The organism is Rhizorhapis sp. SPR117 (assembly GCF_021742065.1).
Map to the genome: position 1 here is coordinate 12,499 of NZ_JAKKIE010000018.1, position 16,996 is coordinate 29,494.

11 protein-coding genes are annotated in these 16,996 nt (G+C 60.7%); 3 read left to right on the forward strand and 8 right to left on the reverse strand.

From position 1 onward, the window contains the following. The first annotated feature begins 24 nt into the window (after positions 1-24). On the forward strand, positions 25-1,248 hold the full coding sequence (gene argJ, locus L3X40_RS08925) for a bifunctional glutamate N-acetyltransferase/amino-acid acetyltransferase ArgJ (protein ID WP_237365294.1): 1,224 nt from the start codon (positions 25-27) through the stop codon (positions 1,246-1,248). A gap of 5 nt (positions 1,249-1,253) precedes the next feature. Then, positions 1,254-2,048 (forward strand): inositol monophosphatase family protein, encoded by a 795-nt coding sequence (locus tag L3X40_RS08930; RefSeq protein WP_237365295.1) that lies wholly within the window; start codon positions 1,254-1,256, stop codon positions 2,046-2,048. Here L3X40_RS08930 and trxA read toward each other — a convergent pair. The 8 genes from trxA to ahcY form a co-directional block, all read right to left on the reverse strand. Continuing rightward, the gene (trxA, locus tag L3X40_RS08935; RefSeq protein WP_237365296.1) at positions 2,045-2,365 is read right to left on the reverse strand and encodes a thioredoxin TrxA; all 321 of its coding nucleotides are present in this window, start codon (positions 2,363-2,365) and stop codon (positions 2,045-2,047) included. The two genes, L3X40_RS08930 and trxA, sit on opposite strands and share 4 nt — an antisense overlap. Before the next feature lie 93 nt (positions 2,366-2,458). Next, entirely contained in the window at positions 2,459-5,875 is a 3,417-nt protein-coding gene (gene addA, locus L3X40_RS08940) for a double-strand break repair helicase AddA (RefSeq protein ID WP_237365297.1), read from the reverse strand. After that, positions 5,872-8,862, reverse strand: a complete 2,991-nt coding sequence (addB, locus tag L3X40_RS08945) for a double-strand break repair protein AddB (protein WP_237365298.1) — start codon at positions 8,860-8,862, stop codon at positions 5,872-5,874. Before addB ends, addA begins: the two co-directional genes overlap by 4 nt. Next, complete coding sequence (locus L3X40_RS08950) at positions 8,855-9,580, reverse strand: nucleotidyltransferase family protein (RefSeq protein WP_237365299.1); 726 nt, start codon at positions 9,578-9,580, stop codon at positions 8,855-8,857. Before L3X40_RS08950 ends, addB begins: the two co-directional genes overlap by 8 nt. Beyond that, on the reverse strand, positions 9,577-10,566 hold the full coding sequence (locus L3X40_RS08955; RefSeq protein WP_237365337.1) for an aminoglycoside phosphotransferase family protein: 990 nt from the start codon (positions 10,564-10,566) through the stop codon (positions 9,577-9,579). The genes L3X40_RS08950 and L3X40_RS08955 overlap by 4 nt, the downstream gene beginning before the upstream one ends. A gap of 23 nt (positions 10,567-10,589) precedes the next feature. Further along, on the reverse strand, positions 10,590-11,033 hold the full coding sequence (gene tsaE, locus L3X40_RS08960) for a tRNA (adenosine(37)-N6)-threonylcarbamoyltransferase complex ATPase subunit type 1 TsaE (RefSeq protein WP_237365300.1): 444 nt from the start codon (positions 11,031-11,033) through the stop codon (positions 10,590-10,592). Further along, positions 11,030-13,378 (reverse strand): sensor histidine kinase, encoded by a 2,349-nt coding sequence (locus L3X40_RS08965; protein ID WP_237365301.1) that lies wholly within the window; start codon positions 13,376-13,378, stop codon positions 11,030-11,032. Before L3X40_RS08965 ends, tsaE begins: the two co-directional genes overlap by 4 nt. A 135-nt stretch (positions 13,379-13,513) precedes the next feature. Beyond that, the gene (gene ahcY / locus L3X40_RS08970; protein ID WP_237365302.1) at positions 13,514-14,929 is read right to left on the reverse strand and encodes an adenosylhomocysteinase; all 1,416 of its coding nucleotides are present in this window, start codon (positions 14,927-14,929) and stop codon (positions 13,514-13,516) included. A 321-nt stretch (positions 14,930-15,250) separates the two neighbouring features. Between ahcY and L3X40_RS08975 the strand changes: the two genes are divergently transcribed. Beyond that, positions 15,251-16,924 (forward strand): MFS transporter, encoded by a 1,674-nt coding sequence (locus L3X40_RS08975; protein ID WP_237365303.1) that lies wholly within the window; start codon positions 15,251-15,253, stop codon positions 16,922-16,924. Positions 16,925-16,996 lie beyond the last annotated feature (72 nt).

Consider the following 16,996-nt stretch of genomic DNA (forward strand, 5'->3'; position numbering starts at 1 on the left):
CTCATTTCAGCTATCGGTGCACCCATGCAAACTTCACCCCTTGCCCCAGCCGGGTTCCCCGACCTTCCTGCCATAGCGGGTGTGACGCTGCGCATTGCCAGAGCGCACTACAAAACATGGGACCGCTGCGACCTTACTTATGTGGAATTGGATGAAGGCACGGCCATTGCGGGCGTCACCACGCAAAGCAAATGCCCCTCGCCCGAAGTCGAATGGTGCCGCAGCGCGCTGCCATTGGGCAAAGCGCGGGCGCTGGTGGTGAACGCAGGGAACGCCAACGCCTTTACCGGCAACCGGGGACGCGCGGCGGTAGAGGCGATTGCGGCGCGGGTGGCCGGGCATCTCGCCTGCCTGCCTTCCGACGTATTTGTGTCATCAACCGGCGTGATCGGCGTGCCGCTCCCCATCGACAAGGCAGAGGCGGGGCTGAGTGCGATCTTCGCCGCCACGCCCTGCGGATGGGAAGAGGCGGCGGCCACGATCATGACGACCGATACTTTTCCCAAGGCGGCGGTCGCGCAGGCTGTGATTGGCGACCGCACCGTCAATCTGGTCGGCATTATCAAGGGGTCCGGCATGATTGCGCCGGATATGGCGACGATGCTGGGCTATATCTTCACCGATGCGGCGGTGGACGCAAATTTTCTGCAACAGATGCTATCAGCGGCCAACCGGACCAGCTTTTCGTGCATCACGGTGGATAGCGATACATCGACGTCCGATACCGTGTTGGCCTTTGCGACCGGCAAGGCGGGCAATTCCCCCCTCACCGCCTTCGATGACGCGGGTGCGGATGCCTTTGCGGCGGCGCTCTCGGACGTCTGCCGCCAACTTGCCCATCTCGTCGTGCGCGATGGCGAAGGTGCATCGAAATTCATCGAAATCACCGTCAATGGTGCCGTAAACGACGAAAGCGCGCATAAGGTCGCCCTCTCCATCGCCAACTCGCCACTGGTAAAAACCGCCATTGCAGGCGAGGACGCCAATTGGGGACGCATCGTCATGGCCGTCGGCAAGGCGGGTGAACCGGCCGAACGGGACAAGCTTTCCATCTGCTTTGGCGGGATGGAGGTAGCGCGCGATGGCCTCGCCGTGGATGGCTATGACGAAACCCCGGTCGCGGCGCATTTGAAAGGACAGGAAGTCGACATCGGAGTGGACCTTGGCCTGGGCAATGGCTCCGCCACAGTTTGGACGTGCGATCTGACGCATGGCTATATCTCGATCAACGCCGATTATCGGAGCTAAGCCGGATGCATGAACTCTATCATCCTGTCGCCGATCTGATGCGCCGGGTGGGGACAGACATTGTCATGCCACGCTTTCAGAACCTGGCCGCACATCAAATTCTGGAAAAAGCGCCCGACGAACTCGTCACCATTGCGGACAAGGAAAGCGAAGAGCGCCTGAGCGAAGGATTGGCCGCGATCCTGCCTGAAGCAGGCATCATCGGCGAGGAAGCGTGCGAGACAGACCCTCATCTGCTGGGGCGGGTGGGCGAGGGATTAAACTGGATCATCGACCCGATCGACGGCACCGGCAACTTCGCCGCCGGACATCCGCCCTTCGGTATCCTGATAGCACTGGCGGACAATGGCCACATTCTTGCGGGCTGGATATTGGACCCGGTGCGCGGGCGCATGTGCCACGGCGCGCTGGGCAAAGGCGCATTCGTTGATGGGGAAGCCGTGCGGGCACAACCAAGCGGCGCCCCCCTGCCCATCGTCGCGCTGGCCAGTTTTTTCATGACGCCGGAACAGCGCGCCGACATGAAGGCGCGTTCGGCCGGACATTACACAACGGTCGATATTCCCCGTTGCGCAGCCGAACAATATCCCCGCATCGTGCTGGGCGAAAATGACCTGACGATATTTGAGCGCAGCCTGCCATGGGATCACGCAGCAGGCGCAATATTCCTCAACGAAGCAGGCGGCAGGTTGAGCCGGACCGACGGGTCGCCTTATACAGTAGGCGATGACCGGCGGGGTCTGCTCGGCGCGGCGTCACCCCAGTTATGGGACGAAGCCGCGCGAGTATTTTTTGGTTAGAGTTCGCCTTCCAGCCAGCCCTTGAGCTGGCTCTTGGGTGCCGCACCGACCTTCGTTGCAGCGGGTTGGCCGTTTTTGAACAGGATCATGGTGGGAATGCCGCGCACCCCATATTTGGCCGGGGCGTCGGGATGATCATCGATGTTGAGCTTCGCAATCGTCACCTTTTCGCCCAGTTCATCGGCAATTTCTTCAAGAGCCGGACCGATCATCTTGCAGGGACCGCACCATTCCGCCCAGAAATCGACGAGCACGGGCTTGTCAGAGGCAAGTACGTCGGTTGCAAAGCTGCTGTCGGAAATTGCCTTCGTCGCCATAAAAATTCTCCTTCGATTTGCACCATTATCTAGGGCGCGATCAGGTCTCGCTCAACCGCCGTTGCGGAAATTCTTACTGCGTGCCCAAGAAGGCTAGCTTTGAACGCCCGGTTTGTGAAGCGCGAGAAGATCGGGCGGCAAAGCAATCATTTTCGGAACACTGGTATACAGTAGCGCCGCTTCAACCGTCCTGTCAGGGAAAATAACCTGCAAAGCAGCGGCGTAGGCGGCCATTTGGCGCAAGTGCGGGCGCGGAATATCGGCAGCGTCGGAGGGCACCAGCCGCCCGGTTTTGAAATCGACCACACGGACCTGCGTGGGCGTCACGCACAGGCGATCCACCGTGCCGGCAATCACATCCTCTCCCACAATCGCGGCGATAGGCGCTTCGGCCAATGCATCGGGCGCAAACAGATCGGCGAAGACGGGATCGTCAAGCACCGCGAGCGCGCTCTCCACAACATCGCGTCTGATAGCGGCATCGCTCACGCCCTGCGCACGCAAAAGCCAGGCATCGGCGGCGGCGCGGCGATCCTCTGGCGGCACCGCAGGCAAGCGTTCGTATAGCGCGTGCAGCCATTTTCCGCGCTCGGCGGCGGCACGCATGGCCATGGAAGGCGGCGGATTGGGAACGCTGTCATCTTCCTGCGCAGACGGAGCCAGCGGGCGTGGCGGGCGGGCTTCGACGGGCGCGGGCTGTTTCAGCCAGACAGGCAGACCCGGCATGGGTTCTGTATCTCCCGGCTCTCCAGATTCAATTTTTTTGGGCGGCAACATGGTTTCGCCACGATAGACACGTTGCGCGTTCCAGCGATCCGACTCCTCCCGCTCGACTCCCAGCGCATCCATTGCCCGGTCAACTTTGGCATACCAACTTTGTTCAGGCGGCACGCCATCTGCGCGGGGACCGAGGGAACCGCCAATAACCAGCTTTTCCTCTGCTCTGGTCAATGCGACATAAAGCAAGCGCCAATGTTCCTGCATTTCGGCGAGTTCGGCATTCTGCGCCGCCTGCTCGATAACGCCGAATTTTTCCGCGCGGCGAATGGGAAGCACGGGCAGCTTGCCCCTGTCCTCATCCGCGTCCCAATCGAATCCGCGCATAGTGCCCATCGCTTTGGGATCGACTGTGGCATCGGCAAGAATGACCATCGGCGCCTGAAGCCCCTTGGCGCCATGGACGGTCAGAACGCGAACGGCATCGCCCTGCGTCGCCGCATCGCGAACAATTTCCACATCGCCCCGATCGAACCAGTCAATGAACATTTGCAACGAGGGATGGGAATCCCCTTCAAACGCTATCGCAGCGTTGAGCAATTCCTCAATCGGGTCACGCGCCTCCGTACCCAACCGCCCCAGCAGCTTGCGGCGGCCATCAAGCGGCCCCGACAGAATATGCTCCAGATAGCGGTAAGGCGTGGTAAAATCCGCCTGACCCAGCAGGGCATAGAGCGGTTCCAACTGGCCAGTGTCGGCAAGCGTGCGGCGCAAGTGGCTCCACAGGCCAACACCCTTGTCACGGCGGCCCTTTTGAAAAAGATCATCCTGCGTCCAACCGATCAGGGGTGAGACAAGCAGATTGGCAAGGTTGAGATCATCCGCCGGCTGCAGTGCAAATCGCACCGCCGCCAACAGATCGCGCACGGCAAGCGGCGCATTCAGGCGAAGACGGTCGATCCCTGCTACCGGCACGCCTTCCTCATAAAGACGCGCGACGATCAGCCGCGCCAGATCGCTGCGCTTGCGGACAAGGATCATGATATCGCCAGCACGCAAGGGCCGTCCCTTGCTTTCCAGCATCAGGCCCGACCCGATCCATTCCGCAATTTGCGCCGCCAGTCGCGCCGCATATTCGCGCACGGTGTCGGTCAGCCATTCCTCCTCGCCCTCATCCTCGCTGTCCTGATCGCTCAAGGACTGGGAGGATACCGGATTCCACAGGATGACTTCGCCGGGGTACTGAATAGCGCTTTCGTGGGTGACCGCTTCATCGGAAAGGCCCAGCTTAACAGGGCCAAGTTCGGCAACAACGGCATCGACCAGATCAAGAACCGGCGGTGTGGACCGAAAGGATTCGAAGAGCGAAAGATCGTGAAAACGCTGCTCCGCAATAAATGATCGCGCTGCAAACCCCTCCCTTGCACGTGCAAAGGCTTCTGGACTTGTGCCCTGAAATCCAAAAATCGCCTGCTTGAAATCGCCGACGGCAAACAGGGTGCGGACCTTGTCATCCTTTGCCCCCATTCCGGCAAAATATTCCGAAGCAATGGCGTCGACGATCTGCCATTGCATGAAGTTCGTATCCTGCGCTTCATCCACCAATATGTGATCGGTGGTCTGATCCAGCTTATAGCGGATCCATTCGGCCATCCCGTTTTCGTTGAGAAGAGACACCGTCTTGCGGATCAGATCGTCGAAGTCGGTGGCCCCGGCAAGTCGCTTTGCATCGGCATAGGCCTGCGCATAGGCGCGCCCCGCCGTCAGCGCCTGTGCAAAAAGATCGGCCCAGGCCGTGCGTGCCCGCAACTTCAACAATGCGTCGCACCGTTCGGACAGACGTGCAGCCAAGCCTTCATAGTCCGGTTCCGCATCGATCAGCTTTGGCGAATATTTGCGCGGCTCGCCCTTGCCCGTCCAGAACACCGAAAGCAGTTCGGGCAGCGTGGCAGCCCTCTCATCGGGCGATACCGCCCTCCACCGGGCGATGATGTCGCAATGACCAAGCGCAATCTTGCCACCCCATGCGGCATTGGCGGCAGCAATGCGTGCAAGCGCATCCATATCGAAGTCGGCACAGGCCCTTGCGGTTTCCGCGTCCACATCGCCGGTGGGCAGATCAAGCGCCTGCCGCAGCCACGGCTGAACGATCATCGGCAACGATTCCATCGCGTCAGGAGCCGATGCGCACCGGGCAAGGAACGTTTCGGCCCCCTCTTCCCCCAGACGCAGGCTGAGCGCCTGCATATTGGTTATCAGTTCACGATCGCCTTGCGCTTCCGCGCGCACCAGGAGGTCGGCCAGCGCAGCGCGCGCCATCGCCTTTTGCTCTCGCGGCTCCAGCGGACGAAAGCCGGGGATCAACCCCGCTTCCAGTGGAAAGGCCGACAGCAATGTCTGGCAGAAGCTATGGATGGTCTGGATACGCAGACCACCGCCGCTGGCGTCCAGTACGCTGGCAAAGAGGGTACGGGCGCGCTCCTGTGCCTCCGGGCCATAATCCTCACCCAACGCCTTCAGGTCCATGGCCAGTGCCGGACCATCCATCTGCACCCATGCGGCAAGCCGGTTGTGAATACGCTCGGCCATTTCCGCCGCACCCGCCTTGGTAAAGGTCAGGCACAGAATATTTTCCGGGTTCACATCGCGTCGGAGCAGCAAGCGAAAGACGCGGGCGGTCAGCACGTGCGTTTTGCCCGTACCCGCCGACGCGCTCAGCCAGACATGATCGTCAGGTTGCGAGGCAAGACTTTGACTGCCCTTGAGGGGTTGAAGAGGCGTGAACGGGTTCATTTCTGCCCCCCTGTCCGGCCATACCATTCTTCCAGACGCATGAGCTGGTCATAATCGCCATAACTGGGAATTTCGGGGTGGAGTTTCGCCGTGAAGGGCACGTTCCCCGTCAGCCATGCCTCCACCGCATCGATGAAATGCGCAGCCGCTTCCTCCGTAAACGCATCGGTGACGATCTTGCCGCGCGCGCCCTTGGGATCAACCGGGCTTTGGCGATAGCCGAAACTGTCCGATTTTGGTTCCCGCCCCAGCGACCAATATTCAAAGGCGGTCGCCCTCTTTCCCTTTTCCAGCCCTTCAAATTCGCCCTGTTCGGCGATCAGGCCAAGCAGACCCAGCTGCATGGAATAGCCAGCCGCAACCTGCTTGCCGCTAGGCGGCTTTCCAGTCTTGTAATCCACAATCGCGAGGCTGCCGTCGGGCAGCATGTCGATACGATCCGCTTTGCCCGACAGATTGACGCCCGCGATGGCTAAACGGCCCCATTTTTCCGCGAGCAGAGGCTTGCGGCCAGCTTGGAGGTCGTCCGCCACTTGCCGGGCAATCCAGTCGATCGCCTGCATCAGACGAGGTTGCCAAAGCGCCCGCATCAATGGGTGAGCGTCGGCACCAGACAGCATCGCCACGGCACGCGGAGCCAGTTTGGCCGGATCCCAGCCATCTTCCTTTGCCCATTTTTCCAGCACATCATGCACCGCCGTGCCCCGCCATGCCGCACTGGGTTCGGCATCGACCGGGTCGAGCGCGGACAGGCCCAGCATCTTGCGGGCATAAAAGCTGTAAGGATCGGCTTTCAGGCGGTCGACATCGGTAACCGCAATGTCCTTTGGCCGCTCCGCCACCGGCGGGCATGGCGCTGGCTGGCGGACCGGATCATGACTGCCGGGGTCGTCGATCATTGCGGCAAGGCGGCGATATTCCTGCGCCTCCCGCCATTGCGGCCCCGCCATGGCTTTCAGCCGCAACCAGAAACGCGAAGCGATAGCAGGCGCACTTGCATCACGCCTGGCGCGGGTGATCAGAACCTGCGGCGCACCCAGGGCGTTGGCAAGGTCGTGGGCGGACAGGCCGATGCGGCGTTCGAGACTGGGCAGACCCAGTTCATGCCGAATATTCGGGGCAAGCCACGGGTCTGGCGAGGGTAAGGCAGGCCATGTGCCTTCGTTCAGGCCACCCAATATCATCAGGTCCGATTGCTGAAGACGGGCCTCAAGCAGCCCTAATATGGCGATGCGCGGATGACCGCCCTGCGGCGGACGAATGGCGACCCCCGCCAGAACCTGTTCCACCAGAAAAGCGAAAGAGCGCGGATCTGTATCCTTGGGACCTTCTCCCGCCGCGCTTTCCATCTCGGCAAAAACGGCAGCGGCCTGATGCCCCTGATGCCCGGCCCAGACCGCATCGCCAGTCAGCGCACCAGCGGCCTCTCGCAAAGCGGCGAACTGTGCTGAAAGGGACGGCGCAGCGGCAAATGCGGCTTCCAGCGGCGCGAGAATGTTACGAACCGGCGGCCACCAGTCGCGCAATTTGGCGCGCAGGGATTCCTGGCGTGGCTCCGCGTTGGCGAGTAAATGATCGATGCCCGCAAGGCCCGCAGGCGGGCGGGGACCACGTAGCAACAGATCAAGGCGGCGAACCTGCTCCAGCCATGGCAGGCGCTCTTCCCCCGCCCGGACCAGCGGATGCTTCAGCAACGCCAGCAGCGCCACAGGGGCAAAGCGCTCGGCCACCGCCGATGCCGCAGCCATCAACACTGTGCCGGAGGGCAATTCGGCAAGCGGGCGACCCGCACTGTCATCCGCCGCTATGCCCCAACGCTTCAGATGCGCGGATACACGGGTCGCAAGCGCGCGATCAGGCGTGACGAGCGCCGCCGTCCTGCCCGGCGTTTCCAATGCTTCGCGCAAGGCGATAGCAATGGCCTGCGCTTCTTCCGCCGGGGTCGCCAGTTCCAGCGCACGCACGCCAGACAGATTCCGGTCGGCGGTCTTCAGGTCCCGCCATTTCACCGTCAGCCGGGGCGGCAGCATGGCATGGGAAATGTTCCGGCTGCGCGGCGCGCGGGCATCATGATCGCTACCCCAGCGCCAAAGCGCCACCTCGTCACGATGCACACTCATGCGATCCAGCAACAGCTTGAGCGCAAATTGGGGATGGGTTTCAATCGCTCGCTTGCGGAAACCCGTCACCGGATCGGACGAGAACGGACCAATGCTGTCCCATTCCTCCGGCGTCAGGTTAAGGTCCAGATCAGGCAGCACGACCATCCCCCGCTCCATTCGCGCAATGCGGTGGAGCAGACCGGCAATCGCGGGGGCCGGCGTCGCAATGCCCGCCGCAATTACGAAACCGGATGGGGGCGCCATATGCCAGTGCTCGGCAACGTGCGCCAGCAAACGGTTGCGCCGCTCCGCCATATCGATAACGCCGCGCGCCACCAGTTCCCGTGGCCAGTGATCCAGAAGGATATTGAACAACTCCAGCGAATTGTTCCAGTGTTCCGGCAGATCCCCTTCCATCTGAAGATCACGGAGTTTCTCCGGGCCGACGCGCTCGACCAGAAGCTGGTCCAGACTTTGGCCCAGCGCCGTGCCCAACCGCATGGCTTCCCCCGCATCGATGGGCTGTCCCGCACGGGCGCTGGCCTCCTGCACCATACGGGCGAGGATCATTTGACGCTCCATCGGCGCAATAGCGGGCGGAATGTCGGTGCCCTCGCCAATCGGATCAAGCGCGCTGCCCAGCTTTTCACCCAGATCGAGGTCGCCGATCGGTACAAGCCGGGGCAGGAGCAGGCCAGTCTCCGCGCGACGGACAAAGGCCTCGCTGATCGCGCGGGCGGCGCGATTATTGGGCACAAGAATGATACCGCGCGCCAGCGCCATGCGGTCCTTGCCATGCTGGGCCAGCAGGCCTGTTGCCAGGGCATCGGCAAAGGCCCGGTGCGCGGGAATGGTGTAGACGGCTGGCTTTTCGGGTTTACCCACCCGCGATAATCGCTTCAGCCGCCGGAATCGCCGCAGGAGAACCAACGTCGAACCACAGACCCCCATGCGAAACGCCATACAGCCGTCCCTCTTCTATGGCGCGGCTCCAGAAGAAATTGGTCGAAAAGGCATCAGTGGGCGGTTCACGCAACAGGCGGGGCGACACCAATTGAACGCCGGTGAATACGAAGGGCGCAAGACGGCCCGGACGACGACGTGTCAGGCGGCCCATGTTGTCCATGTGGAAATCGCCCGATCCCTTATGACAATGCGCACGAGCATGGGGGACAAGCAGCAGAAGCGCGTCCATTTTATCGTCATCCCAATGACTGCCCAGCATGGCAATGCTGTCCTGCGGCCCATCGATCCAGATGTTGTCGCTGTTGACGCACAAGAAAGGCGCATCGCCCAGCAATGGCATCGCCCTCACCAATCCGCCGCCGGTTTCCAGCAGCTTCTCCCGCTCATCCGAAATGAGGATTTCCATGGGTGTTTTGCGCGCGCGTACATGAGCGATCAACGTATCGGGAAGATAGTGAACATTCACCACCGTCCTTTCAATGCCACCCGCTTCCAGCCGCGCCAGAGCGTGATCGATCAGCGGTTTGCCGGCGACCCTTACCAGCGGCTTGGGACGTGTGGCGGTCAAGGGGCGCATCCGCTTTCCAAGGCCGGCGGCCATCAGCATTGCGGTCTTGACGGACGTGCCCTTCATCATGCCGGGTCATGCTCCGCAAGCGCAAAATGCCGTTTTTCGGCAGGAATGTTGCTGGCGAACCAGTCCGCCACCGGCGCAAGTGCAGGATGTCCAAGATCACGTTCAAGCAGGTCCCACATGCGGGGAAGGAAGGACAGATAGCGCGGTTTACCATCCCGTTTCCAAAGGCGCGTGAAGATGCCGACGATCTTTGCGTTACGCTGCGCTCCCAGCACAGCATAAGCAGCGTCGAATTGACCATCGGGTTTGGCAAGCGCCTTGTAATGCGCGATCATTGCGGCCTCTATTTCCGCCGGCACATCGCGACGCGCATCCTGCAAAAGGGACACCAGGTCATACGCCGGATGACCGACCAAAGCGTCCTGAAAGTCGAGCAGGCCAAGTCCGCGCGAACGTTCATGATCGGGGATGAGCATGATGTTTTCGGCATGATAGTCACGCAACACCGTAACCTTGGGCGCGGTGTCCGCTTCGGCAATCGGCAGCACCGCATCCCATGCCGCGCGATAGGCGTCCGCATCGACCCTCAGGTCCACCGCAGGACAGAACCATTCGGTCAGCAGCCCTGCTTCCCGCTGATATTCGGCGCGGTCATAAGGACGCAGATCGGCGGGCGGACGCGTGTGGAGGTCCGCGAGCAGGGAAACCGCGCGTTCATAAACGCTATATTCCTCATGCGGTGCGGCTTCGAGATATTCACGCACCCGAATGTCGCCGAAATCTTCCAGCAGGACGAGGCCATGGTCCAGATCGCGGGCATAGACAGTGGGGGCGGCAAAGCCCTGACCGATCAAGTGATCGGCAACCGCCAGAAACGGACGCGGGTCTTCATGTGGCGGCGGCGCGTCCATCAGAACGGCCTGCCGTTCATTGTCGATGACGCGGAAATACCGGCGGAACGACGCATCCCCCGCCAGCGGCAATATGCGCGCATCGCCCCATCCGGCCGAAGCCAGAAACGCCGGTGCTGCTACCGGCGGGATCATAGTGGATTGCGTCATGTCCTGCATCATCCTGGGGGCCATCTGTTCTTCCATGCCGCCGGAACCGTCGCTGTCAAGCGCCTCGTCCCATCCTCCAGCATTGCAATCTCCAGGATCAGGCTGTCCGGCCATAACGCCGCGCCCAACCGTTCCGGCCACTCGATGACCAGCAGGCTGTCGAGCAGCAATTCATCGAGCGCAAGTTCTTCCGCCTCCGCCGCGTCCTCCAACCGGTACAGATCGATATGTGCCACCGGAAAACGGACGAGCGGCGGTTCATAGGGCTGGACGATCGCAAAGCTGGGACTTGGCGCTTCTTCCTCCAGACCAAGTGCGGACAGAAGGCCGCGTGCCAACGTTGTCTTGCCAGCGCCCAAACCGCCCCGCAACGCGATAATGTCGCCGGGCCTTGCGATTGCAGCAAGCTTTGCGCCAAAAGCGAGCATTTCATTCTCATCCCGAACGATCATCCGCGCGGCAATTCCATAGTGGCAGCTGTGCCCTGCCCCAGCTCGGACTGCAAAGTCAGCGTGCCGCCATGCGCTTCCACCAATTGCCGGGCGAGCGGCAAGCCAAAACCCAGGAATTCCCGCTTTTGGGCCTGTTCGGCACGCTTGAAGCGATCGAATGCAAGGGCCTGCGCCTTGACATCCATGCCCGGTCCATTGTCGGAAACGACGATACGTGCCGCCGTGCGCGTACCATCGCCATGAATAAGCACACGTCCCCCCTCATCCGAATAACGAATGGCGTTGGCGAGCAGATGATCCAGCGCCTCACCCAATCGCCCCACGTCGCCCGATGTAATACCAAGACCTGGTTCGATCTGAACGGCCAGGTCAATCTTCCTGGCCTTGGCGTCCTTGCTGAACTGCGCCACGCGATCCCTGATCAGATCGGCCAATTCCACCGGACGCATATGCAACGGCAGGACCCCCGCCTCCCCCTGCGTCAGATCAAGCACATTGGTGATAAGGCTGGAAAGACGCGCAACGCTTTCCATGATCGCGCCAACATATTCGCGCGCCTGATCGGACAGGTCGCCAGCATAGCCCGCCTGAAGCATTTCGGTAAAACCGGCGATCGAGGTCAGCGGAGTACGCAATTCGTAGCTCATATTCGATACAAAGGCGGTCTTGATCTGGTCGGCCTCCTCCAGCGCCGTGTTGCGATCGCGCAGGGCCTGTTCGATGCGTCGGCTGTCGGTCACATCGAGCATGGTGAAGAGTGCATTGCCATCCGGCAGGGGAATCGCCGCAAATTCGAAATATTGCCCATCGGCAAAAGCGACCCGGCCACCACGCTGTTTCCGCTCCACGGTCGCCGCCCGGACCAATTCGCGCACGACCGAGATTTGAGCAGGCTTTTCCAGCTTGTGCGCAACCTTTTCCATCATCTGATCGACGCGGGGATGGCCAGAGAGCGTCACTTCATCAAAGCCCCATATCTTGCGGAAACGGCTGTTCCAAAGGTGCAATCGCCCATCGGAAGCAAACACGCCAATGGCTTCGAACAGATTGTCGAACGTGGCCGTGCGTACACGCAACAAAGTGTCGCGAGCGCTGGAAAGCTGAACCTGCTCGGTCCTGTCTTCGAAAATCAACAGCAGACCACCGTCGGGAAGCGGCTGGGCAAAGACGCGCAGATGCATCCCATCCGGCAACAGCCAATTTTCCTCAATCGCCTCAGTCGACAGGAACCAGTCGCGCCGTTCAGCACGCCAGGCGGGAAAATCGCGGCTGCCCGGCAGGCGACCCGCCTCGCGCATGGCGTCGAGCACCCGGTCGAATTCCGGCGCGTCGGACAATGTTTCCAGCCGCAAGTTGAAAAGACGCTGGAACGGCTGGTTGGAAAAGCGCAGCGTCCGGTCCGCAGAAAATTGTGCGACGCCTGCGGAAAGCCGGTCCAGCATGTCCCGCTGCGCTTCTGTCAGGCGCTTATATTCGCTGCGCGCCTGTTCCAGCTCGTGCATGTCGATGGCGTAACCCGCCACCCCCGCATCGCCCAGCGGCACATCGACAACCCGCATCATCCGCCGCTCGCCATCGATGGTGGCGGGCACCAGCCGGGCATAGGATACGCCCGATTCCAGCGCGGAAGCCGCCGCGGACATGGGCGATATGCCGTCAACCGGTTCGACCAGTTCGATCCCGTTGCTGATCACCTCTCCTGCGTCCTCTGCATCTACCGAGCGGACATAGGCGGAATTGACCAGCGAAAGGCGCAAGTCCGGGCTGCGGTGCCACATCGGCATTGGCGCCGCCTCGATCACGCCTGCCAATGATTCAAGCGCGCGGCCCAGCCTGTTCTTTTCTTCCTTCAGCGCGCCGATTTCCGATTGGCTTTCAGTCGCGTCAAACAACCACAGGATAACCCCGCCCGGTCCGGACAGGCTGGACCCGGCCGGTGCGCCGCGCACCAGAAGCGCACGGGACGATCCTTGCGCGCTTACGGATCGCGTAAAGCTTTTCCCGGCTTTTTGCGCAGCGGCAATGTCGCGGGCCAACGCCGCGCCGTCCTCCGCTTTCAAGCCGCCTTGCGCCTCTGTCAGTTGCGAAATGAATTGAGGGACGCTTTCAAGTCCAAGCCAGCCGGCCAGCCGATCGGGTGCTTCCATCCGGCCATCGGCACGGACAATAACCGGCAACGCAGGCGCGGCATCCAGCAGGGTCGCCAAGCGGTCGGCCTGCTCCGCGGCAAACGCGGCGCGGCGTCGCATGGCAAGTCCGCTATACACCGCCCACACCGCACCCGACAGCCACAGCGCTGTAACAAGGCCAAGCGCCGCCATTTCGATAGTGGACAGGGTCAGCATCCGGCTATTGCCCCCCTGCCCTGTAAAGATCGCCGGTTACCATGTGCATGAAGGGGCAGTAGCCCAAAGCGTGGCGGGGGTGAAGAGCTTGATAGAGGCCCGGCCCCGTAATTCAGAGCTATCGCCGCCGATATGTCAGTAGCGGTAATGATCCGGCTTGAATGGTCCTTCTACCGGCACGCCGATATAGTCGGCCTGCTTCTTTGTCAGCGTGGTCAGCTTCACGCCCAGCTTTTCCAGATGCAGCGCTGCAACCTTTTCATCCAGGTGCTTGGGCAGGACATAGACCTGGTTCTTATAGGCGTCGCTATTTCCCCACAATTCGATCTGCGCCAGCACCTGATTGGTAAAGCTTGACGACATGACGAAGCTGGGGTGCCCCGTGGCGCAGCCCAGATTGACCAGGCGGCCCTTGGCCAGAATGATCAGCTTCTTGCCATCGGCAAATTCGACTTCATCGACCTGCGGCTTGATTTCGGTCCATTTCATGTTGGACAGTGCCGCAATCTGAATTTCGCTATCGAAATGGCCGATGTTGCATACGATTGCCATATTCTTCATCGCGCGCATATGATCGACCGTGATAACATCGGCATTGCCGGTTGCGGTGACGAAAATGTCGGCGCGGGTCGCGGCCTCATCCATGGTGACAACCTCATATCCCTCCATCGCCGCCTGCAACGCACAGATGGGATCGACTTCGGTGACGAGGACGCGCGCGCCGCCGTTGCGCAGCGAGGCGGCCGAACCCTTGCCGACATCGCCGAAACCGGCAACGCAGGCGACCTTGCCCGCCAGCATTACATCGGTCGCACGACGGATCGCATCGACCAGCGATTCCTTGCATCCATAGAGATTGTCGAATTTCGACTTGGTGACGCTGTCGTTCACATTGATCGCGGGGAAAGGCAGCTTGCCCTTCTTGGCGAGTTCATACAGGCGGTGAACGCCGGTGGTGGTTTCTTCCGACACGCCCTTGATGGTTTCAACCGTTTTGGTCAGGAAACCCGGACGTTCCTTCAAAACGCGCTTCAGCACGGCACAGAAAATCTCTTCTTCTTCATTGGATGGCGTGAACAGGTCTTCCCCCGCCTCGACCCGCGCACCCCAAAGCGCGAACATGGTGGCATCGCCGCCGTCGTCCAGAATCATATTGCAGGTCTGATCGCCTGCACCCCAATCGAAGATACGCTCGACATAGTCCCAATATTCTTCAAGGGTTTCGCCCTTGACCGCAAATACCGGCACGCCCGAAGCCGCAATGGCGGCGGCGGCATGGTCCTGCGTCGAGAAAATATTGCAAGAGGCCCAGCGGACATCCGCGCCCAAGGCCGTCAGGGTTTCGATTAGCACGGCGGTCTGGATCGTCATATGCAATGATCCGGTGATGCGCGCACCCTTCAAAGGCTGCGCTGCGCCATATTCGCTGCGCAACGCCATCAGGCCCGGCATTTCGGTTTCGGCGATTTCGATTTCCTTGCGCCCGAATGCGGCAAGGCCAATGTCGGCAATCACATAGTCATTAACGTCGGCGGCAGGTGCTGTGGCCACGAGGGTCTCCCGAACTTCAAACGGAAATTGGGCCGCCACAAAGCATGGCGGCGCGGATTGCAGAATGCTCTAACAATCCTTGCCACCAGAATCAAACCAAATATAAAGAAATCTTTATATGTCTATTGCGCCGCCGCGAAGGTGACGGGGCATTTATCGCCCGGCAAACGCGGATTGGCGCCTGCGCGCTGGGCGACCGATAGATTGTGCAATAGTTGCACAGCAGCGTTAACAGGCGGTTGAATATAGTGGTTCAGCCAAGGGGCGTAAGGCCATCAGGAACGCTATGCTTGCAGGGCAGAATCATGCATGAGGGTTGATATGCAAGAGGAATTTTCCGCCGACGAAAACTCACCGCCATCGTCGCCGTTGCGCATTCCAATATTCCGGATGGTCTGGATTGCCAACCTCGCGTCGAATTTTGGAAGCCTTATCCAATCGGTCGGTGCTTCGTGGATGATGGTTTCCCTGTCCGGTTCGGCAACCTACATAGCGCTTGTCCAGTCATCGACGACCCTGCCAATCATGTTGCTGGCATTGGTGGCAGGTGCGTTTGCCGACAACCTGGATCGCCGCATCGTCATGCTTGTGGCGCAGGGCTTCATGCTTTTGGTATCGGTGACACTTGCGGTATGCGCGGCATTGGGCGTGCTCACGCCCTGGCTGCTGCTCGTCTTTACCTTTCTTATCGGGTGTGGGACGGCCCTGAATGGACCCGCTTGGCAGGCCTCTGTGGGCGATATGGTGCCGCGACAGGGCCTGCCCAGCGCAATCACGCTCAACAGCATGGGTTTCAATATTGCCCGCAGCCTTGGACCTGCCATTGGCGGTATGATCGTTGCGGCGGCGGGCGCGGCTATGGCATTTCTGGTCAATGCGTTGAGCTATGTCGGGCTGATTGTTGTGTTATTGCGATGGCGTCCAGAGGTTCCGCCCCGGCTGCTGCCGCGGGAAACGCTGAGCGGTGCCATGGCCGCAGGAATACGTTATGTCGCCATGTCTCCCGGTTTACGGATCATATTGATGCGGGCCATGTTGTTCGGGTTGGCTGCATCCTCCGTCCCGGCGTTAATGCCCCTGGTGGCGCGCGACCTTATAGCAGGCGGGGCATTGACTTATGGCGTGCTGTTGGGTGCGTTTGGCGTAGGCGCGGTGGGCGGTGCGCTAGGCAGCGGTTGGTTGCGTGGACATTTCACCACTGAATGGATCGTACGTGGATCGACGCTGGCCGTGGTGATTGGCACCGCTGTGACAGGCATCAGCACCATGCTGCCACTCACCATGATTGCCCTTTCATTTTCCGGGGCGGGATGGGTGCTGGTACTTTCGATCTTAAGCGTTTCGGTCCAGTTGAGTTCGCCGCGCTGGGTCGTCGCGCGCGCGCTCGCCATGTACCAGATGCTCGCGTTCGGGGGGATGGCGCTGGGCAGCTGGGCCTTTGGCGCGGCCGCCGAAGTATATGGCGTCGGCTTGGCCTTGCTGGGTGCTGCAGCATTACAGACCATCAGCGCAATGGTTGGATTTATAAAGCCTATGGTGGAAGCGCAGGATCAGAATCTTGACCTGCTCGGACAATGGACCGAACCGGAAACGGACGTACCAGTGGAAGCCCGCAGCGGGCCGATCGTTGTCACTCTCGAATACCGGATCAAGCCGGATAATGTGATCGCTTTCCTCAACGTCATGGATGAGCGTCGCCGCATCCGGATGCGCGATGGTGCCCGCCATTGGACGCTTCTGAGGGATTTGGGCGAACAAGAACTGTGGATTGAGCGATACCATGTACCGACATGGCTCGACTATGTGCGGCATAACCAACGCCGTACACAGGCCGATGCCGCAAATTCCGAACGCATAAGTGAACTGCACGAAGGAACGTGGCCGCCGACCGTCCACCGCATGATAGAGCGGCAAACCGGATCAATGCCGACCTTGCGGGGACGCCCAGCTACAGATTTCTCGCCCTCTCTGGTAGATCCCGCTCGCTACTCCTGATCAGGTATTTTCCCCAAAACCCCGCACATGGATCACAAGGGCCTTTCGCGAATCATCTTCAGTTCCTAGGCT

Coding starts and splice junctions, on each gene's coding strand:
- trxA (WP_237365296.1), bottom strand. CDS start 2,365: ATGGCGACGAAGGCAATTTCCGACAGCAGCTTTGCAACCGACGTACTT.
- L3X40_RS08950 (WP_237365299.1), bottom strand. CDS start 9,580: ATGATGAAGGGCACGTCCGTCAAGACCGCAATGCTGATGGCCGCCGGC.
- L3X40_RS08965 (WP_237365301.1), bottom strand. CDS start 13,378: ATGCTGACCCTGTCCACTATCGAAATGGCGGCGCTTGGCCTTGTTACA.
- addA (WP_237365297.1), bottom strand. CDS start 5,875: ATGAACCCGTTCACGCCTCTTCAACCCCTCAAGGGCAGTCAAAGTCTT.
- L3X40_RS08930 (WP_237365295.1), top strand. CDS start 1,254: ATGCATGAACTCTATCATCCTGTCGCCGATCTGATGCGCCGGGTGGGG.
- tsaE (WP_237365300.1), bottom strand. CDS start 11,033: ATGATCGTTCGGGATGAGAATGAAATGCTCGCTTTTGGCGCAAAGCTT.
- L3X40_RS08955 (WP_237365337.1), bottom strand. CDS start 10,566: ATGATCCCGCCGGTAGCAGCACCGGCGTTTCTGGCTTCGGCCGGATGG.
- argJ (WP_237365294.1), top strand. CDS start 25: ATGCAAACTTCACCCCTTGCCCCAGCCGGGTTCCCCGACCTTCCTGCC.
- L3X40_RS08975 (WP_237365303.1), top strand. CDS start 15,251: ATGCAAGAGGAATTTTCCGCCGACGAAAACTCACCGCCATCGTCGCCG.